Origin of the sequence: Coprobacter secundus subsp. similis (assembly GCF_015097275.1) — a bacterium.
GTDB classification, from domain to species: domain Bacteria; phylum Bacteroidota; class Bacteroidia; order Bacteroidales; family Coprobacteraceae; genus Coprobacter; species Coprobacter secundus.
Window position 1 is genome coordinate 2,358,076 of sequence record NZ_AP023322.1, and the last position, 21,786, is coordinate 2,379,861.

The window sequence follows — 21,786 nt, forward strand, 5'->3', positions numbered from 1 at the left end:
TAGAAATACAAAAATATGTATACTATCGAAGCCAAGAATGTCAATTTTTTCTACGGGGAATTTCAGGCATTGAAAAACATAAATCTACAAGTTGAAAAAAACAATGTTGTTGCTTTTATCGGTCCATCGGGATGTGGGAAATCTACATTTCTACGGTTATTGAACAGAATGAACGACCTTATTGACGGAACTCGGCTGGAAGGAGAAATTCTTTTTGAAGGCAAGGACATTTATCGAAAAGATGTCAAGGTTGATGAATTAAGGAAAAAAGTTGGTATGGTATTCCAAAAACCAAATCCATTTCCTAAATCGATATTCGAGAATGTAGCTTATGGTCTACGAGTAAATGGAATAAAAGATAAAACATATATAGAAAACCGAGTTGAACAATCTCTACGAGGGGCTGCCTTGTGGGATGAAGTAAAAGATAAACTAAAAAAATCTGCATTTGCTCTTTCTGGTGGACAACAACAGCGTCTTTGTATTGCACGCGCTATGGCCATGACTCCCAGTGTGTTACTTATGGATGAACCAGCATCGGCTCTGGATCCAATTTCTACAGCAAAAATAGAAGAACTAATACATGAACTAAAGGAGCAATATACAATCATCATTGTCACTCATAATATGCAACAAGCTTCCCGCATCAGCGATAAAACCGCTTATTTTTATTTAGGAGAATTAATCGAATTCGGAGATACTCGTAAAATATTCACACATCCCGACCATCAATCGACCCAAAATTATATTACTGGACGTTTTGGATAAAAAATAAAATATTATCTTTGATTGATTACCCGATTATCTAAAATATCAAATATATAATATTATGAAATATATTGAAAAAGAACTGGATGACCTAAAAAACGAAGTGCTCAGTATGTGGGCAATGGTATATTCTCAACTGAATAGAGCTGGAGAAGCCATGTTATCTCTTGACAAAGATTTAGCTCGGGAGGTCATTCTACGAGAAAAAAGAGTAAATGCGTTTGAACTTAAAATAGATAGTGATTGTGAAGATATTATTGCTCTTTATACTCCCGTTGCAGTAGATCTCCGATTTGTATTGGCAATGCTAAAAATAAACACTAATCTTGAACGTATTGCAGATTTTTGTGAAGGTATGTCAAGATTTGTCATTGATTTCCCTCAAATCAGTCTCGATGCAGAATTGATAGATAAAACCAGCATACGGGAAATGATAGATACGACAAAAAAAATGATGTCAATGGGAAAAGAAGCTCTTGAAGAAGAGAAATCTTCTCTTGCTGCTGGAATATTTGAACTAGATAATCGAGTAGACGAAATAAATCGCGCTGCAACTGAAATAATAGCTAAATATATACAGGATAATCCTGACCGTGCCCTTGAATGTCTAAATCTAATCAGCATTATTCGAAAAATGGAACGAATTGGAGACCATTGTAATAACATGGCAGAAGAAATTATTTTCTATCTTGATGCCAAAATTCTAAAACATGCTGATAAAAAAGCAGAATAAAAAAATAAAATTTTCTTACCATATTACTTCTCGGGAATAAATACTCACCTAATATTTATTCCCGATATTTTTATTTACCCCATACTACATATAAGAAGGAATCAAGAACATTTAAGATTTCTCTTTACTCTTTTCATCGAAAGATTATGTAAATTTGTAAAGATTCAAAATTATATGAAATGAAAAATAATTATATATCAGCAAAATATATTCTCTACATTATTTTCTGTACTTTACTTTTTGGCAATACTGGATCAGCACAAGAGATAGAAATGGACATTCCTAACTTGAAAAGGATAGAATCTTCTATCCGAGATTTCAACTCAGAAATGTACTATCCCAGGCTGATGAGAAGATATATAAATAATGATACAACCCTTACATTAAATGAGTTCAGGCATCTATATTTAGGGTATAGTTTCCAAGAAAGCTATAACCCCTACCGAATCTCTCCTCACATAGAAAAACTTGCTAATTTGTATGCCCGCTATGAACACTCAACAACAGAGTGTGACAGCATTATCAAATACGCAACTTTAGCTGTTGATGATTTTCCGTTTGATCTCAGACAGATAAACATGCTTATATATGCTTACAAGCAAAAAAAAATGAAAGATATTGCAGCAATATGGGAATATAAACTCAAAAATATTGTTAATGCTATTTTGTCAACCGGAAATGGAGAAAAACCGGAAACAGCTTGGTACGTCATCTACCCTACACATGAATACGATGTTGTAAACCGGATGGGATTTACAGGTGCTAAATACACTTTCATAGAACCTACCTTCGATTATCTTGAAGTTGAAAAAAATCCATTAAACGTAAAAGGATATTATTTCAATGTAAGTCGCATACTACAAGAATACGACCGTAAGTATAAAGATTGACCTGAAATGAATAATCCTGTCATTTACATTTCAGAATATTTTGATATACTTGCCTCTTTACAAACAAGAGACAGTCTTAGCATACGCGAACGATATCGCCAACTTTACGAGTTACTTGATTTATTTTCACGTCAACTATTATCGGACAAGGGGAAGAATTATCCGAATTTATTTGCTCGTATCGGGGCTATCAGCGAAAAAAATTCGAAAGTTCGAACAGCTCTCAATATTGTTCGTATACATGCTCAAGCAATTCTAAATAGAGAACCGTTGTCTGAGGACGAAGAGCAATCCATACAAAATGATATTCGTTTAATGGCATTTGCTATAGGAGAATTATATCACGGACAAATCCCAACCCGCTTTCTTCCTATCCCTTTCCCGTCCCAATCTGAGGCAATATTTCTTCCAGAACAGGTTATAAAAAAGATACGTGCCACTTTTATCGATTTTGATAACACCGGACAGTTATTAGTCATACCGCACAATTCAATTGACAATACTCCAATTTCTGTAACTCTACATTCATTTAAAGAAGAAAAAGAGAAGCCTTTTAACGGAACTTTAAAAGTTCTCCAACCAGGGATGCAGCTCAACCTCATCCAAGTTATATTAGATGAAAATAGGAATTCCTATTCTGCCGATATAATTATTATCGAACCAGACATATTATTAGATATCAGTGCTGTAGCAGAATGTTTTAAGGAATATGGAGCTCATCCTTTAAATTATGTGCTCAACCGGCTAAGTATAGATAAAAATACAAGATATATTTTACTTGGTAATATAGCTAATCTTTTTTTAGATGAATTAGTAAATGAGAATACTGAACATCCTGCAAATTACGTTGATGTCATGCAAAAGGCATTTCGACAAAATCCATTTGGGATAGCGGCATGTCCTGATTTACAAGATGAAAAATCAAACCGAGAGTTTTTTTCAGATTGTAAACGACAATTTGATAACTTATGTCATATCGTAAGAAATGAGTTACCCCTTTTTGGCATTTCAAAAGAAAAGGCTTTACTCGAACCATCTTTTATTTGTGAAGCATTGGGGTTACAAGGAAGACTCGATTTTCTTTGTGACGACCTTTCTGCTTTCATTGAATTAAAATCTGGGAAAGGAAAAGAAATACAAACTGGGAAATTATCAACATACAGTGAAAATCATTATGTACAAATGCTTTTATATTTTGCGGTACTACATTTTAATTTAAACATCAGTTACAACAAAATAAAAGCATACCTGTTATATTCTCGCTATCCGCAATTATACCCAATGACAGTATTAAAAGCTTTAATAAAAAAGGCCATTAACTTACGAAACGAAATCGTGGCCCAAGAGTATTTACTGCAAACACATAACTCTCCTGAATATAGTCAGAGCGTATTATCTCACATATCTAGCCAAGAATTAAATCAAAAGAAAACAAATAGTCCATTTTGGGAAAAATATCTACGAAAACCCATTGATAATTTTGCATATCAAATAAAAACTCTACCGACTATCGATAATCTGTACTTTATGTCTATTTTTACCTTTATTACCAAAGAACAATATGTGACAAAAGCCGGAGAAACATATTATGACTCCACTCACGGATTATCAACTTTATGGAATGTTTCTCCAGTAGAAAAAAGGGAATCAGGAGAGATGATAACTGGTTTAATCTTGAAAGAAAGTACCCTGACAGAATCGGGACAATATCTTTCTTTCTGTCGGATCATATCTTCTGGTAATTCCACAGAACCTAATTTCAGAAAAGGCGATATCGTTATATTATATCGATACCATTCAGACAAAGATAATGCTTGTAATCAACAAATATTTAAAGCCTACATAGAATCTATCACATCTGAACACCTGCTATTAATAATGCGTATATGCCAAAGAAATAGTCATGTACTTCCAGTTAATGAACAGTATGCCATAGAACGAGATTACTTAGACGTAGGATTTACATCAATGTATCGCGGATTAGCTTACTTTTTACAAGCAAATGACGACAGGCGTAGCTTATTATTGGGTAAACGTCGCCCACGCATTAGAGAAAAAAAATATCTCAATCTATTACAATCTGGAGAAACAGATATCAACCGTATTGTAGCGAAAGCATTATCTGTCCAAGACTATTTTTTATTAGTGGGTCCTCCTGGGACAGGCAAAACATCTCATGCCCTCAAAAAAATAGTCGAAAGCTATTTACAAGAGTCGGAATGCAATATTTTGCTCATAGCTTATACTCACAAAGCCGTAGACGAAATATGTAATTCTTTAATATCCATCAGTCCCGACCTATCATTTATACGATTAGGAAACGAAATTTCTTGTGACAAAATATTCCACAAGCATCTTCTTGATAAAATATTAACTACTTGTCAACGGAGAAGTGATGTATTAGAAATTTTAAATCACCATCGAATATTTGTTTCCACTCTTACAACTCTAAATGCTAGAATGGATTTATTCAAATTAAAACACTTCGATGTCGCTATCATAGATGAAGCCTCTCAAATATTGGAACCCCACTTACTGGGACTGCTCTGTTGTACCGATTCCAACGGCAATAATGCCATCGGAAAATTTATCTTAATTGGAGATCACAAACAACTCCCTGCTGTTGTTACACAAAATCAAGAACTCTCTGAAGTCAAAACTCCAGAACTTAGAAATATAGGTTTATATAATTTACGTGAGTCTTTATTTGAACGATTATATCGATATGAAAAAACAATTGAGCCCAATTCTCCATTCATTGACAAACTAACTCGACAGGGGCGTATGCATCCAGAAATAGGAAATTTTCCAGCAAAAACTTTCTACGGAGGGGAGCTATATCCAATTCCTTTACCTCATCAGCAAGAAAAATCATTGCCTTACATACCTGAAGCAGAACCTCAAATACAAAAAATTTTATCTCATCGTATTGCATTCATATCTATTTCCGGAAAAAATAAAATATCCTCATACAAGACAAACGTAAACGAAGCACAATGGGCTGCCCGTATTTCTGCGGTCATATATCATAGAATCACAAAAAAAGAGTCATTTGTCCCAGAAAAACATTTAGGAATAATCACACCTTACCGAAGTCAAATTGCAACGATAAAAAAAGAACTGGAAAATACAGGAATTACAGAACTTCTATCTGTTACAATAGATACAGTGGAACGCTTCCAAGGAGGACAAAGAGATGTAATGATATTTTCTTGCTGTGTTAATGCTCCTTTCCAATTACAATTTCTCTGCAACACATTCGAAGAAAACGGGCAGCTAATAGACCGGAAACTCAATGTTGCCCTCACCCGAGCGAGAGTACAGATGATTGTCATCGGTAATCCTCACTGGCTGGAACGCGATACTATTTATCGACAGTTGATAGAATATATCAAAAATAAAGGAGCTTTTTTTCAAATATAATTGACAAAGACAAAAAAGGCATAATCCGAAATATTATTGATTATGCCTTTTCGTTTTTATATTCCAGTATAAGTATGTGGCGAAATTTTCCTCAACTCATCTTTTACATCTTCTGATACATCCAACGTCTCAATAAAAGCTTGAATCGATTCTTCATTGATAATTCCATTAGTTCTTGTCAAGGCCTTTAACGTCTCATAAGGCTTCGGATACCCTTCTCGACGAAGTATAGTCTGGATACCTTCTGCTACAACACTCCACATATTATCCAGATCTCGATAAATAGCTGATTCGTTTAACAATAGTTTACTTAGCCCTTTCAATGTACTCTGAAAGGCTATTAAAGTATGTGCCATAGGCACCCCAATATTGCGTAATACCGTAGAGTCTGTCAAATCTCGTTGTAAACGAGAGATAGGTAATTTCATAGATAAATGGTCCAATATTGCATTTGCAATGCCCAAATTCCCTTCTGAATTTTCAAAATCAATAGGATTTACCTTATGAGGCATAGCCGACGACCCCACTTCTCCTTCCTTAATCTTTTGCTTAAAATATTCCATCGAAATATATTGCCAAAAATCTTTATCCAGATCCATCAAAATAACATTGATGCGGCGCATGGCATCAAAAAGTGCAGCCATATTATCATAATTCGATATTTGTGTCGTCCACTCTTCCCGAGAAATACCTAATTTCTCACTCAAGAATTTATTTCCGAACAATTTCCAGTCTGTATTTGGAAAAGCCAACCGATGAGCGTTATAATTTCCCGTAGCACCACCAAATTTCCCACTGATACATACATCCTTCATCACCTTCAATTGCTGTTCCAGACGATAAACAAAAACCTTGATTTCTTTTCCTAAACGAGTTGGAGACGCTGGTTGCCCATGGGTTTTCGCTAACATCGGAATATCTTTCCATTCATCTGAAAAATTTTGGAGTTTACCTATTAACTCATCTAACATCGGATAATACACTTGATTCAATGCCTCTTTGATAGATAACGGAACCGATGTATTATTAATATCCTGAGATGTAAGTCCGAAATGGATAAACTCTTTATACTGTTCTAAATGCAAAAGATCGAATTTTTCTTTTATAAAATATTCTACAGCTTTTACATCATGATTTGTTATCGACTCAATAGATTTAATACGCTCAGCATCGGTAACCGAGAAATCAGTATATATCTTTCTCAATTCTGAAAATAACGCAGAATCCACCCCTTTCAGCTGAGGTAAGGGTAATTCACATAATGCAATAAAATATTCTATTTCTACCCGTACCCGATAACGAATCAAGGCAAATTCTGAAAAATAATCTGACAAAATAGTAACTTTGCTTCGATAGCGACCATCCACTGGAGAGATGGCAGTTAGTGATGATAGTTCCATGTGTTGAAGATTTATACATGGCAAAGGTAATGGTTATTAGTCGATAAACCGAAAAATAATAAATATTTTTTGAGAAAAATGTATATTCACTTTGAAAATTAAAAAAGAAAAATTACCTTTGCCTCGCTTTTGAAGCAAATCCTATCGGGCGTTTAGCTCAGCTGGTTCAGAGCATCTGCCTTACAAGCAGAGGGTCGGCGGTTCGAATCCGTCAACGCCCACCGATAAGAAACCGAAAAAGTCGGCTATGATTAAAATATATTGAACTTTTACCGAAAGGGGCGTTTAGCTCAGCTGGTTCAGAGCATCTGCCTTACAAGCAGAGGGTCGGCGGTTCGAATCCGTCAACGCCCACCGATAAGAAACCGAAAGAGTCGATTATAATTAAAATATATTGAACTTTTACCGAAAGGGGCGTTTAGCTCAGCTGGTTCAGAGCATCTGCCTTACAAGCAGAGGGTCGGCGGTTCGAATCCGTCAACGCCCACTTTTTATAAAAAGTCTATAATTTTTCTTCATTACAAGTTATTCCAAATAATCTTTATAAGAACTCAATACCTTAATCAGGTATGACTTCCTGTGCGAAACAAAAAAACTATCATTTCCCGAAGTGTCGCCACCATCATGTCGAAACATGATTATTCCTATCTATTCAATCAGTGGACTCTATCAAATTTCGGATATCTACTATTTTCTCAGCCCGCTGACAGGCTCCTAATATACCAACTCCTCCACACACATTCGAATAAACTTTTACCGGCTCTGCTAACCCAATATCGGAAAGACTTCCAGAAACAGAACCTCCATAGATTTTCTCAAGAGCAACAAGATATCGATAATATGATTCAGACAAAGAATATAACAAAATACGCCGCTTATATTTATCTTCACCTTCTTCTTCCTGCATATTCACATACATTTCATCTAAAGATTCTTTAACCGTAAATGTATATTGCCGTCCTTCTATTTTTTCATCTGAAAAAACGCAACCAGAGCCACCACCATCATCAAAACCTAATACTCCGTCCAATACTGTCTGGTGGTTATCATAAATCGGGTCAATAGAAAAATCGAAGGAACCATATGTCCATTCATGCATCGGACCTTCATCAATATAAATAAAATAATAATTTTTTTGTCCTGGAGTATCCTGAAAAGTCACTCGATAATGTATAACATAATATTTAATTTGCTCTACGACTACTTCTCCGTCCGGACCTACCGTTATCCTTACATCATCCGGATTAGACTCCTTCTTAGCTGTCATCTCAACCAAATCAATATCTGTCGACATCGGAATCTTATCTTCCACATATGCCATTCCATATTCTGAAGTTACAACAATTTTTACAACTTCGCCTTCTCGCGGGACTACTGACGAAACGAAACATCCCGAAACATTTCCATCTGTGTCCTTTTTTTCCTGCCAGACCATATTTTCACGAAAAATATTATCGACATACAATTCAACTTTTGCATTTTTCAAATTCACATTCGGTACATTTTCTGTAAAGAACCATGTTCGAGTTACACTTGCTAACACAACAGTATCAGTAGTAATTACACCGTTTATCACTACTTTTGGTATAGGACGAAACTTCTCCAAATCAATATCCTTATAACAGGATACCAAATATAACGAACAAAAGATTAAAACTATACGATAAATAACAGTTCTCATTCTTCAAAATTTATAAGTATACGAAAAAGAAGGAATAACAGGTAATAGCCCTAAAGTTTGGAAAGAACAATAAGCCTTAGAATAATTATAACCACCAAACTGATACCATTTCCGAATAGCTATCGGACTCATATAACTATATACATTGTAAATACTTATATTCCATATTCCCATCCTCCCTCGTTTTTTAGGAGAATATATATTTATTCCTAAATCTAAACGATGATAAGCAGGAAGGCGAAAATTATTTCTATTTGCATAATAATTAAGCCCAACACTCTCCCAATAAGAAGGGAGATTCGGAATCTTCTCATTTATAATACCCGAATTTTTCAAATCTTGATAATTTTCCAAAGCAAGTGTAATTCGATTGCCTGTCATATATACCCAACTTCCTGTTAATTCAATCTTCTTATTAATTTTCCAATCAATTACAATATTCAATTTATGTCGGTTATCATATTTCGCAGGGAAACGAATTCCACCATTAACTCCAGGAATTTGCCTATCAGCCCACATCAATCCATAACCCATCCAACCTGTTATATTTCCCTCGTTTTTGCGAACAATCAAGTCTAATCCGTAGGCCCAACCCTTACCTGATACTAATTTTTCCTCCCAACCAATAAAAGAAGGAAGAAAATTATAACCATCTTTATAATCTAAAATATGATTCATCCATTTATAATACCCTTCAACAGAAAAAGAATATAAATCACGAAGATTATAATAAAATCCAGCAGAAACTTGGTCGCTCGTCAAAGGTTTGAAGTCACGACTAACTGGCAGCCATAAGTCTGTAGGCAAACTGATATAACTTTCATTTATCTGGTGTACATATTGGTTCATTCGAGCATATGAAAACTTAAAGCTAAAATCAGGATATAATAAGAAACGGGCAGATAACCGAGGATCCAACGACACAAAAGATTTTTTCTGAACATTAAATAATCCTAACCGTAATCCTGCGTTCAAACGCGTCGCCCTCCCTAAAGACCAATCATCTTCAATATATAAATCAAATTCATGAGCCAACAACATTTCATTTCGATTCACCGGGTTTGGTTTTTCAATATCTCCAACTCTCTTTTCCCGAACATACTCAGGTTTAAAACGATGATAAAAATAACTTGTTCCAAAACGGACATGATGTTCTGGCAATGGTAAATAATCCCAACTCGAACGAACCCCCAAATCTTCGATTCCATTTATTGACGATGATTCACTTAGACTTTCACTATAATCTACCGAACCTTTTTCCCCAGAAATTTCATTTATAGTCCTTTTCAAGGAGGATCTATATCGAGAATACGAAAACTGATTATGAATATATATTTTATTATTTATAATATAAGACCAACCTGCAGATGTAACCACATTTCCCCACCGCAAACGTCCTATATCTTTATTCTCATAAGACATTCCATCCCCTTTAGAAAACTCGACATTCCCTCCTTTCAAAAAATCTTGTCCTAAATAGAGACTTACATAAACACGGCTTTTTTCGGAAAAGAAATGATTAACTTTAAAATTCAAATCAGTAAAAGCATACCGGCCAATCATTTTTTCACCCTCTTTTTCTCTCACTTTATTATAAATTGCAATAGCAGGTGCAGACAAAACGTCGAGCCAAGAACGGCGTAATGAAATATTAAAGGAAGTACGGTCTTTTATTATAGGTCCGCTCAAATTTAGATTTCCAGATGTAAGTCCCAACATTGCACTACCATGAAACTCTTTCATATTGCCATCTTTTGTCCGAATATCTACAACACTTGATAACCGCCCCCCATAACGTGCAGGGAAAGCCGATTTAAAAAAATCAACTTTTTCGACAGCCTCAGCATTAAAAGCTGAAAACAAACCTCCTAAATGACTTACTTGATAAACCGGGACCCCATCTATTAAATAAAGATTATCATCTCCATTTCCTCCTCTCACATACATTCCCGAAAAACCTTCAACACCCGCCATAACTCCAGGCTGAGTCTGTAAAGCTTTTACAACATCGGCCTCACCGAATATAGTCGGAATATTCTTTATAGACTTCTGGGTCATCGACAAAGTACCCATCTGTGTACCGGATATAAGCTCTTTAGACGACTGAGTTCCTACTATCACGACTTCTTTTAATTGACGATCAGCAATAAGGGATACACGCATTACCGTATCTTTATCTAACTCCATAAAAGTGTGCTTAAAAGCCCGATAACCTACATACGAAATTTCCAATTCAACGACTTTACTTGATAATGTAAGAGAAAAAAATCCATTCTCATTTGTTGTTGTACCCCTCCGCGAATAATGATCATAAACAGACGCTCCAACTAAATATTCCAATGTATTTTTATCTCGAATAAATCCACTTATTGTTACTTTCTCATTAGCTCTCTTAAGAATAATATTATTCCCTGATAAATAATATGTTATTGGAATATCCTTTATCAACCGTTTCATACATTGCAAAAGAGGTTCTTGATATGCTTTAAAATCCAATCTAATTCCAGCAATAATAGAAGAATCATATATAAAATTTATTCCGGTTTGCCTTGCCACTTCAGTTAAAATATCAGACAAATTTTTCTGTTTTACATCCACAGTAACCACGAGATTACTTTCTTCTGCTGCTTTTCCTTCCATAAAAGACAGGAAAAGCAGCAGACATAAAAGTTTTATATAAAATTGCATCAGAGTTCTATTTTTAAGTGAATATCAAGGGCTTCGTTTATCAAATTGATAATCTCCGAAACAGATATATCATGAAATGAAGAAGTTAAATGATAATCTTTTTGGGGTATATTAATTATATGTACTCCATACACCTCTTCAAGTTTTTTTATAACTATGGGCAAAGGCGTATCCCGAAAATAAAATATATTCGTTTTCCAAGATAAAATATTGACATCTACATTTGTATCCTTTTTTATATTTCCATCTTTCACAGCATATGCTCCTTCTCCAGCCTCCAATATAACATCTGGATACTTTTTATTATAAAAGCGGACTTTACCACTATCTACAAAAATAGATGTAGTATCAAGGTCTGCTTGTACCTGGAAACATGTTCCTAAAACTTGTACTCCAGCGATCGATGTTTTTACAATAAAAGGACTTTCTTCCTTATGACATACCTCAAAAAAAGCTTTTCCGGACAATTCTACATTACGACTTCTAACATCATAATCTCCTTTATTATATTTTAAGATTGCTTCTTTTGCTAAATATACAGTACTACTGTCAGGCAATACATATACCAAAGAATGCTTTCCGTCAGTAGTCACAGTAATCCAATCTTGTTTATCATGGTTAGTATACAAATATACACTAATACTACCAATAACAATTATCAAAACAGCAGCAACAGAAGCTATGCGATACAAAATGGAATGATATTTGATTTCTGTAACATTCGCCAATTTCAATTTTTTCCACGCTTCTGACGTGTCCATTTTCAATGGATCATAAAAACGGGCGACAAAGCGAATGTCTTCTTCATTCAATTTTGAATTTTCCATCTTTTCCCTTGGTCTCATATCTACTACAAATAAAAATATATACCTTTAAGACAGTAAAAATTCAAAATCCCCCTATTCTTATTCCTTCTTTTTTTATCCAAAAAAGAAAGTATATATCTTTACAGCCTTATCACGCAAGCATTTTAATGCTTTACTTATTTGATGTTCAATAGTTTTTACTGAAAGATTAAGTTCTTCTGCTATCTCAGCATAAGTAAGCCCATCCCGCTTAGCCAACAAAAATATTTTACGTCTTTGAGCAGGTAATTTATCAATAGCTGTCCAAAGACGTGCATCTCGTTCTGCAATATATATCTGCTCTTCCTCAACTTCATCAGAATTATCATTTTGTATCTCTTGAGACAATTCATAAGGAGAACTCTGGAGAAAAGACAATGCACGATTCTTCACTGCCCGATACATATATGATTTAAAATCCGAAATAACTTCTCCAGATGATACTTTATCCCATACGTTTGCAAATGTTTCCTGAACTATATCTTCTGCATCGTCGATATTCTCTGTGTATCGCAACACATACATTCCCAAAGGACGATATAAACAGCGATAAAAATGTTCAAATTCTTTTACTGTCAATTCCATAAAGTCTCAAATAAGCATCAACTTCAAATATTTATCACTTTAAACAAAAACAAACGTAGTAATTTATTTAAAAAGTCCCTACGTTTGTTTTGCTTTTATAAAATAAAAATCGTCCCATTAATTCCAACGCCTCCGTTTTATAAACCACCATACAATCAGAACAACAAGAATCATCAAAGCCCAAGCCATCAAATAGCCATATTTCCATTCAAGTTCCGGCATAATCTTGAAATTCATTCCCCATACTCCCACAACAAAAGTAAGTGGTATAAATATGGTCGCAACAATCGTCAACTGCTTCATAATCCCATTCATCCGCAAATCATTATCAGAAAAATACAAATCAAGCAAAGATGCCATAGATTCGCGACATATCTCTATCGATTGTATAATAAATACTATACGGTCTTCCAAATCATTCAGATATACCATATTTTCTTCTTTAATAAGTTTATTTTCATTATGAATCAGCTTATTACAATCATCTTTCAATGGCAATATAGATTTCTTCAATTGCATATAATCTCTCCTATTAACCTGTATTCTATTGCCGAAATCTTCTCGTGGATCTCTTGTCAAAACTTCGTCTTCCATTTTCTCTAATTCTTCTTCAAGAGCAGCAATTACATCAAGATAATTTCCCAATATATTGTTCATTAATAGAAAAAAAAGATAATCAACTGTATGTGTTCTTACTAAAGCCGTATTTCTTTCGATAGCTGTTATAATATTATTAAAAAGTGGAAGTTCTGACTCCTGAAAAGATACGACATAATCTTTTCCCAAGATTACACAGATATGTTCTTGTTGGAGTTCTTTCTGGTCTGTATAGTAGAATGTATTAACAACTAATATCGTCTTATCACTGTACTGTTCAATTTTTGCAATATGTTGACTGGTAAGTATATCTTGAATATCAGTTGAATGCATTTTCAACATTTTCCCAATACGAGAAATCAATGCAGTATCGGAAAGACCGGAAACATGCATCCAATTCACTTTTCCTGGCTGAAATATCATCAAAAAATTATCGTCTGTCGATAATTCTTTCTGCTTATAATTCAGCCCGTCGTACTGAACAAAATTTATCCGTACGGGATCTTTATGTTCTCCTGTATAAACAAATCCATCAACTAAAAGGTCATTTTTTACACCTTTCTTTTTTTTTCTAAGATTATATGTTTGCTTATGCATTACTATCGAACTAATATTTTAACTCCTCCATTCACATTCTTCCCAGATATAATATAAGTACCCAATGGCAAGCCATACACTTCTGTACGATTAATAACAGTCACTGTCCGTACCAAAACGCCATTGATATCATATATAGAATATGAAGATTTTTCAGGAGCTTCAATCCATAAAACTCCATTCAAAACCCCTACTTTTACTGTGGAGGTACCGATATCATCAACTCCTGAAACACGGTAATCACTCATTTCTATATCATCAACATTAATACGATTTCCGCCCGTATTTTCAATTTTTACTCTAAGATTTCCGGAGATATTGACCGGATATATATACTTAGTCAATGTTTTGGTCAAAGCTATATTCTCTGCAATCAAATTCCAGCTCACACCACTATCAGAAGAATACCAAATCGATAATTTTCCATTTGTATCACTACCGTATAATCCAGCATATAGAGATAATGTACCGATTCCTCCCGCCTTATCATCCTGCATTTCAATATATCCATTTCTTATTCGTGCAGATTTTTTCCCTTGTTTCAAATCTCCATTTTGAGCACCCATCAAGGCATCATCAAAAAGCCATCTCCCCTTAGAACAAGTCACTACCCCAGAAGCATAACTTCCTTTAGAGCCAGTCTCAAAATCTTCAAAAAATGCTTTCTTTACAGCAACTAAACCCGAAAGAGGTAATATTTCTTCTTCCTCAATCTCCTCACTCGATAATAATAGTTCTGATACATGTTCACCCTCTGGAGCAGAATCAGATAATCGTACCCAAACTGTACCTCCTGCAGAAGACAAATCTATTTGCCGGAACCACTCTCGATTGTCTACACTAATTTCAAAAGGCTCATCTACCATTACATGTATTTGCTCATACGTATATTTTCCTGTTATATTCACTCTTTTCGTTTCAGAAGCCATGCCTGGTTCTGTAGAAAAATTCAAATCTCCATCAAGGGATGCCACTGATATCATCGGCACTGGAGCCGGAATAAAAACCGAAATTTCATTTGAACCCATATCTCCACTTGTCACTCGATAATAATACGTAGTATCATAAGAAATACCTGTAACCCATGCTTCCTGGTCCTCACTAAAACACTGACGAGGATAGCCATCCAAAGGCAAAATCTTATCTCCATCTCGTGTATATACATGAAGGGTTACCTCTTTTATCGAAGGTAAATGTACCCAACGAGCTAAAAAACCTTCAGAAGTGATATCCGTCGCCGGCAATGCAGGAATATTCGACACTGCTTGCGCTTTTAAAGATATACTTACCGCATTTTCCAATCCTCCTCCAGTTATTATTAATGTACCAGAATACTCTAAAACATCTGCCAAATTACAAGTAAGTTCTACATTTACACCTCTCTCAGCCTCTTCCTTAGTCAACACACTCCGAGATACGGAAAAATGATTATCTGTTACCGAAAGACTTATATCTCCCTTTAGATTACGAGCTTTTATATTCAACATATAAGATAATTGAGAATTTACAGTATTAATTCCCAAATCAACAATACTTCCATCTACCGGATGAATAATGGCCGGTGAAGAACCAGCATCTGGATCAAAAGATTCATTTTTACGGTCACCCCATACATATTCCGCTAAATCAGGAAAATCTATATATGGATTTCTATTCTTCTGCAACGAAAAAACTGCCTCATTGCGCGTTTTCTCTTTTTCACTTACCGGATCTTCCCGATTCCATTTCAATAATAAATCAACGGTCCATTGCTCGAATACCGGATAGGTATTATTATCCAATTGGTTTACAGAATTTCCCGTCCAATCAGAAGCATAATCCTCATAACACGTAACCATATACATATACGCCCGAGCAAAATCACCTTTATATTCATCAGCAGGCTCCCATGCTGAAATTTCACCTCCCGGACGATTATTGGATTTACCAACCTTTATAACTCCGTTATCGAAAGTCTTCTTGCCCGTAACATAAGCCATAGGCCAACTTCCCTTCGCCGAATTGGCTTGTTGATTCGATGGATTCAGATGGTGTAAATCTCGATATGCTGTTCGTTTCGCTCCTCCCCACCAACTTTTTGCAAATGAATGTTCGATATTCATCCCTGCAGCAGCAGAATTACCATTAAACTCCACATGATTGTTAGAATACATATCCCAAACCGTACCATCTTCAGGACGGACATCTGTTTTCGTAAAACCATACCAAGTAGAATTCGCACCACTGCCATATGATAAGACTTTCGGGTCTTTAATTATATTATGCAATGCCGTTTTCAACTCTGCTCCGGACTTTCCTCGAGCACCCTCATAATAACCCGCAGGAATTTGAGCAGACAACAAAAGACTGACAACCCACAACAACAATACAATATTGCCTTTCAACATATTTTTTTTCATCTTTAATTTTTCTTTATATCATCTAATCAAAACTTTAACTGCACAAACCCTTGAAGAAGTAATAACATGTGCAATATAAACACCTTCAGTTCCAACTTCAGTTTCATATCTGTCAGACAGAATCTGATGCTCAACTATTAATTCTCCTGACATATTATATAGTTTCAGAACCGAATTAACTGGTGCATTCACCACCGTCAAGATATTTCCAGAAGTAACAAAAACGGAGATATTATCCAGCGCCCACTCTTCTACAGATGTAGTACCATCAAAAGGCATATCCTTAAGGTTACCCCAAATATGCTCAGCCAATTGAGGATAATCAATAAAAGGATTACGATTATGCTGATACTCAGAATATACCATATTATTCCTATCTGTTTCTTTCTTGCTAACTGGATCTTTTCTGTTCCATTCCAACAATAAATTCATCGCCCAAGTTGTAAATGCAGGATATGAAGTATTATTTAGCATCTCACTATTCCAACCACTCACTTTATCTTCATAGCAAGTTACCATATAAAAATAAGAACGGGCAAAATCACCCTTATACTCATCATTTGGTTCAAATACAGTTCCCGAATAACCTGGATATGTACACCGACCTAATTTACTAAAATTGCCAGCTGATTTATACGATTCTCCATTTGTTTCTCCAAAAGGATAACTTCCTCTTTTATTATTCACTAACTTATCTGTAGGATATACGTGATAAAGGTCTGTTTTCATTGGCGACTTACCATTAAACCATTCTTGCGGGAAAGAATGCTCTCTATTATACTTATCACCTTCCGTAGTACCTCCTGAACCAGAGTCTTGATCCACACCAAATGTAAATCTCGATATGCTTGAATACATATCCCACACTGTACCGTCAGACTTTGCATCTGTATCTTTATACGCATTCCATAATCCTGGAGTATAAGACAGAACCGTATGGTCTTTTACAATATTATATAAGGCTGTTTTTAGTTCTCTTTCTTTTTTCCCTATTGCACTTTGATAATAATTAGCCGGAGCCTGCGCAATTAAATAAAACGATACGACCCAAAAAAACAAAAAACTAACAGAAAAATAGCTCAATTTCTTCATAAACATTCGATTACCGTACAACATTTTCACTTTTCAATATATTCGAGGCAATAACCTAAATTATATACCTTTACCAAAAATTTCGAGTCCCTTTATAACTTTATATACTCTCCTACTCATATCTTCCAAACTCAAAAATGTAAATCTAAAAAGACAAACAAAATCGTTATAACACTTTATTGTTTAATAAATATATTTTAAAAATAGAAATTACTACCATTTCCAACCTTGCATATTACTTTAGATAATACATTCTGCCATATTTCTCCCCTTTTCCCGGTTCTATCTTGATAATAATCTGGAATTTGAACATAGAAGAATGCTAATATTGCCCAAATACCCAACATTGCAATAATAATACATAAAAATTTCTTCATTCTATTCAGGTTTAGAGAGACTATTTATTTTGGAGCAAGACAACAAAGTTAAAGAATTAAACAAAAAGATAAAACATACTGAAAAATTTAATATAAATGTAACACAAAAATATCTGTATATCAGACATAACACTTATAAAAAATCTCCATCCCTGAATAGGATAGAGATTTTACTTTTTATTTATTCCCTTTATATTACACTTCATCTGTCAATACTAAATTTCCTTTAAAACCCCGTTTTTTATCCTTATAAATTTGATAACGATATACTAAGCATGTAGTAATAAAATAAAATCCTGTTAGAACCCATAACCAAATAAAAGACTCATGGACATCATTAATTGTGCCTCCGGCTGTATTTATCCCTACAAATCCTTGAATACCCCATGTCGAAGGAATCACTGTTCCTATAATTTTCCAAAACTCAGGCATTGCATAATATGGCCACGTAATACCAGATACAAACAAAAATAAGAGAGAAGTGAATACAAAAAGTAAAAATGACGTTTCTCGTTCACGCACAAATACGGATAATGTCATTGAAAAAAAGATTGAAGCAAATAAAAAAGGAGCCATAAATGCATATATTTCCCATTGATTTCCTATTTGTGGGAAACTAAATATCCATGGAACCACATGCAATATAAAAACTGTAGGTACAATATATATACTATAATAACATATAGCTTTACCTAAAACGATATGAATAATATTATTATGAATACGTTCTCGACCGGAATAATAATGGTGAAGCTTTTTATGTTCATATACTCCTCCTGCTAAAAGACCTATCCCTAAAACTAAACTTTGCTGTAATATAAGAACTAGAATTGCAGGTATTAAAAAAGATCCGAATCCCGACTCTGGATTATACATAGTAATAGAACTATATGGAACAGGAGAAGTAGCCATACTAATCTGCTCTGGTGTTGCTCCTCCCAAAGTCTCTACTTGTAATTTAGCTCCCAAATCCATAGTCACATCAGTAATCGCCATTAAAAAACCTTTATAATTAAGCATAATACTCATATCTGAATAAAACATCACAGGACTTTGTTCTCCTCTAACCAACTTCTTACTGAAATCTTCTGGAATTAGCAGAATCCCATAACACTCTTTTCGATACATCAGCTCTTTCGCCTCTTCCATATTTGCACAATATGATACAATCTTAGCATTAGGGGATGCATCCATATTACGTGCTAACTCTCGGCTCAATGGAGTACGGGCATTGTCTACAACTACCATTGGGACATCTCTGACAACCTCCGGATTATAAATCAAAGCATATAAAAGAGGATAAGCGAAAGGTAAGGCCAGAAAAAATATCAAGGCTCCAAAATCTCGAAAAACTGTTATATATTCTTTTCTCCAGATATAACATATATCCAGGAAACCTGTTTTTAACTGCTCTTTTAATATTGATATTTTCATTTTTATCAATTTTACTATATAAACTTCGGATTATATTATGGGACATATATCTGTCTTTGCAAAGCTTTCTTAAGCCGAGGTAACAAAGGCAATGAAGCTAAAGCAAAAAGAAAAAGAGCTAAATATTGTATCCGTGAATAGTAAAGAGGTATTCCATTCAATGCTTGATCGGCATAAATCAAAAAATAATGCCGCAACGGAAATATATTGGTCAATAACCTAAACGGAGAATACATTGCCGGTACAGGGAATGAAAAACCTGTAATTGAAATAGATACAATTCCGAACAGGCCAGCCATACTTAAGCCAATACGTAAAGAAGGGGCAATACTCATCATTATTACAGCATAACTCTGAGATGCTATAACCAATAGTAACATGGCTGACAACATAGGCCATATTCCATTATGCAAAGGGAAATGCCAATAACCATATAACAACGATTGGCACAAAGCCCCTACTACAAAAAATATAACCGTTTGTGGTAATAATTTACCTGTTATTGCTAATATAATAGAATTATGAGATTTCGCCAGCCACTCTCTCGAAGTACCATGTTTTATCTCGGAACCGATACTAAAAACTGTAGTTAACAAAATAAGCAACTGAAGCATCCCCGGAATAAACGTATTATTAAGATAAACAGAATAATTTAACCATGGATTTCCTAACGCATGTACATCGGGAACTATTGGTTGTAGCTTTGGAGTTATCTCATAACCATATTGTCCATGTGCTAACAATGTCTGTTGAACAATCGCCCCTGAAGCTAACACAGACATAGTTTTAAACCCCTTATAAAGCAATGCTCCCGGGATATAATAGCCATTATTTGTGTAAAAAGATAATTCTGGTTGCCTACCAGCCATCGCTTTAGCCTCAAATGATTCTGGAATAACCAAAAATCCATATATCTGACCTCTTTGTAAAGATTCACGAGCTTCGGTAAAACTATTAGGCTGCTCTACGACTTGTATCAAACTAAGAGAATTAAGTTGCCGTATAAAATTTCTAGAAGCTGTAGAATGGTCAAGATCAACGACTGCCGTCGGTAACCTTTCTGGCAATCCCTTATCCATCAATGTCAGCAAAAAAATACAACTGATAAGAGGTGCGACAATCAGACACAATATATATATCGGACGGGATACCAATCGATGCAATTCCCGAACAATGACTGTCCCAAGGATTTTAAACCCAGATCTTAAATCAACCATTTTCATATTTTTTATTGCTTCTCTCAATTTTTCAGAAAAGCTCAACTGTTCATTTTTCTTTTATCAATACAGACATTCCCGGCCTCAAGTCTTTGATAGCCTGTACTGGACGAGCCTTAATTTGGAATGTTTTAGCATCATATTGACCCGTAACTTTTGTAGCACGCCACACAGCATAAGACCCCATATCTTTAATATAGTAAATCTTTAACATTACCTCTTTATTTCCTAACGCAGGAATAATTGCTTTTAACTCTTTTCCCATTGTTAAGTCTTTCAATAATTCTTCCCGAACATTAAATGTCACCCACATTTTACTTAAATCCAAAACGTTCATGATAGGAGCCCCTTGGCCAACTAATTCCCCAACATTCGGAAAAATATCAGAAATCTCACCATCAATCGGTGCCGTAAGATAAGAATCAGCCAACACTGATTCAACCTGTGCTACCCCACTTTTTGCAACTTCCACCATTGCTGCCGCAGCATCTTTATCTTCTATTTGTGCTCCTCGCTTTGCCATTTCATATTGAGAACGAGCAGCTCTTTCCGTCGCTTGCATAGCTTTATAATTGGCCTCTGCTTCATCTCTCTTTTGAGCAGAAACTACCCCTTTATTATAAAGAGCCTGTACCCGATCATAAGATTTCTTCGCAATCTCCAATCCTGCAATAGCCTTTTGCCACATATCATGAGCAGAATTAATCACTTCAATACGAGAACCTTTATCTACTTTTTGATTCTGAGCTTTATATACATTCTCCATCGCTGTTGCTTGCATCAACTTCGCCTCTGCATCAGAAGAAAAAATACGAACTAAAGTATCTCCCATATGAACTTGCTGGCCTTCTTGTACCATAAACTCAGCAACACGCCCTGGCAACTTACCAGAAACACGAACTTGTGTAGCTTCTGCCTGTCCTTGAATAATCTCAGGTTTTGGCTCTAACATAAAAAAGCCAATAAGAGCTAAAATAACAATGACAATTATCAGCCCAACCAGACCTATAGCCAGACTTTTTTCTTTTTTTCTTTCCGGAGTATCCATTGTTTCTATTTT

Annotated in this window: 16 protein-coding genes and 3 tRNA genes; 7 read left to right on the forward strand and 12 right to left on the reverse strand. The window is 35.0% G+C overall.

What is annotated here, in order from left to right; translation table 11 throughout:
- The first annotated feature begins 15 nt into the window (after positions 1 to 15).
- The 4 genes from pstB to Cop2CBH44_RS09325 all read left to right on the forward strand — a co-directional run bounded on the left by pstB (position 16) and on the right by Cop2CBH44_RS09325 (position 5,814).
- Complete coding sequence (gene pstB, locus Cop2CBH44_RS09310; RefSeq protein ID WP_021929527.1) at positions 16 to 768, forward strand: phosphate ABC transporter ATP-binding protein PstB; 753 nt, start codon at positions 16 to 18, stop codon at positions 766 to 768.
- Between the two features lie 58 nt (positions 769 to 826).
- On the forward strand, positions 827 to 1,501 hold the full coding sequence (gene phoU / locus Cop2CBH44_RS09315) for a phosphate signaling complex protein PhoU (RefSeq protein WP_200755946.1): 675 nt from the start codon (positions 827 to 829) through the stop codon (positions 1,499 to 1,501).
- A gap of 179 nt (positions 1,502 to 1,680) precedes the next feature.
- A complete protein-coding gene (locus Cop2CBH44_RS09320) occupies positions 1,681 to 2,391 on the forward strand; it encodes a DUF4919 domain-containing protein (RefSeq protein WP_021929529.1) in 711 nt (236 codons plus the stop codon).
- A 6-nt stretch (positions 2,392 to 2,397) separates the two neighbouring features.
- On the forward strand, positions 2,398 to 5,814 hold the full coding sequence (locus tag Cop2CBH44_RS09325; protein ID WP_200754687.1) for an AAA domain-containing protein: 3,417 nt from the start codon (positions 2,398 to 2,400) through the stop codon (positions 5,812 to 5,814).
- Positions 5,815 to 5,870: 56 nt separating this feature from the next.
- On the opposite strand, the gene purB is transcribed toward Cop2CBH44_RS09325, so the two are convergent.
- Complete coding sequence (purB, locus tag Cop2CBH44_RS09330; RefSeq protein ID WP_021929531.1) at positions 5,871 to 7,214, reverse strand: adenylosuccinate lyase; 1,344 nt, start codon at positions 7,212 to 7,214, stop codon at positions 5,871 to 5,873.
- A 146-nt stretch (positions 7,215 to 7,360) separates the two neighbouring features.
- Here purB and Cop2CBH44_RS09335 point away from each other — a divergent pair.
- The 3 genes from Cop2CBH44_RS09335 to Cop2CBH44_RS09345 all read left to right on the forward strand — a co-directional run bounded on the left by Cop2CBH44_RS09335 (position 7,361) and on the right by Cop2CBH44_RS09345 (position 7,701).
- A tRNA-Val gene (locus Cop2CBH44_RS09335) sits at positions 7,361 to 7,435 on the forward strand.
- Between the two features lie 58 nt (positions 7,436 to 7,493).
- Positions 7,494 to 7,568: transfer RNA gene (locus Cop2CBH44_RS09340), tRNA-Val, on the forward strand.
- Positions 7,569 to 7,626: 58 nt separating this feature from the next.
- Positions 7,627 to 7,701, forward strand: a tRNA-Val gene (locus tag Cop2CBH44_RS09345).
- A 165-nt stretch (positions 7,702 to 7,866) separates the two neighbouring features.
- Here Cop2CBH44_RS09345 and Cop2CBH44_RS09350 read toward each other — a convergent pair.
- From Cop2CBH44_RS09350 to Cop2CBH44_RS09400, 11 genes are all read right to left on the reverse strand, one after another.
- Positions 7,867 to 8,895: a DUF4249 domain-containing protein gene (locus Cop2CBH44_RS09350; RefSeq protein ID WP_200754688.1), complete on the reverse strand. Its 1,029-nt coding sequence runs from the start codon at positions 8,893 to 8,895 to the stop codon at positions 7,867 to 7,869.
- Positions 8,896 to 8,898: 3 nt separating this feature from the next.
- Positions 8,899 to 11,583, reverse strand: coding sequence for a TonB-dependent receptor (locus Cop2CBH44_RS09355; RefSeq protein ID WP_055095647.1), 2,685 nt, complete (start codon positions 11,581 to 11,583; stop codon positions 8,899 to 8,901).
- Positions 11,583 to 12,410, reverse strand: coding sequence for a FecR family protein (locus Cop2CBH44_RS09360; protein ID WP_055095645.1), 828 nt, complete (start codon positions 12,408 to 12,410; stop codon positions 11,583 to 11,585). Before Cop2CBH44_RS09360 ends, Cop2CBH44_RS09355 begins: the two co-directional genes overlap by 1 nt.
- Positions 12,411 to 12,503: 93 nt before the next feature.
- Positions 12,504 to 13,013, reverse strand: coding sequence for an RNA polymerase sigma-70 factor (locus Cop2CBH44_RS09365; protein ID WP_021930043.1), 510 nt, complete (start codon positions 13,011 to 13,013; stop codon positions 12,504 to 12,506).
- A gap of 117 nt (positions 13,014 to 13,130) precedes the next feature.
- Positions 13,131 to 14,207, reverse strand: a complete 1,077-nt coding sequence (corA, locus tag Cop2CBH44_RS09370; RefSeq protein WP_200754689.1) for a magnesium/cobalt transporter CorA — start codon at positions 14,205 to 14,207, stop codon at positions 13,131 to 13,133.
- A gap of 2 nt (positions 14,208 to 14,209) precedes the next feature.
- The gene (locus Cop2CBH44_RS09375) at positions 14,210 to 16,606 is read right to left on the reverse strand and encodes an endonuclease (protein ID WP_200754690.1); all 2,397 of its coding nucleotides are present in this window, start codon (positions 16,604 to 16,606) and stop codon (positions 14,210 to 14,212) included.
- An 18-nt stretch (positions 16,607 to 16,624) separates the two neighbouring features.
- Positions 16,625 to 17,698 carry an HNH endonuclease signature motif containing protein gene (locus Cop2CBH44_RS09380; RefSeq protein WP_200754691.1) on the reverse strand — a complete coding sequence of 358 codons (1,074 nt, stop codon included), beginning with the start codon at positions 17,696 to 17,698 and terminating at the stop codon, positions 16,625 to 16,627.
- Positions 17,699 to 17,895: 197 nt separating this feature from the next.
- Positions 17,896 to 18,075, reverse strand: a complete 180-nt coding sequence (locus tag Cop2CBH44_RS09385; RefSeq protein WP_021930039.1) for a hypothetical protein — start codon at positions 18,073 to 18,075, stop codon at positions 17,896 to 17,898.
- Between the two features lie 195 nt (positions 18,076 to 18,270).
- Positions 18,271 to 19,509, reverse strand: coding sequence for an ABC transporter permease (locus Cop2CBH44_RS09390; protein ID WP_200754692.1), 1,239 nt, complete (start codon positions 19,507 to 19,509; stop codon positions 18,271 to 18,273).
- 35 nt (positions 19,510 to 19,544) lie between these two features.
- Positions 19,545 to 20,726 carry an ABC transporter permease gene (locus Cop2CBH44_RS09395; RefSeq protein ID WP_055095669.1) on the reverse strand — a complete coding sequence of 394 codons (1,182 nt, stop codon included), beginning with the start codon at positions 20,724 to 20,726 and terminating at the stop codon, positions 19,545 to 19,547.
- A gap of 49 nt (positions 20,727 to 20,775) precedes the next feature.
- Positions 20,776 to 21,774, reverse strand: coding sequence for an HlyD family secretion protein (locus Cop2CBH44_RS09400; RefSeq protein ID WP_055095637.1), 999 nt, complete (start codon positions 21,772 to 21,774; stop codon positions 20,776 to 20,778).
- Positions 21,775 to 21,786: the final 12 nt, after the last annotated feature.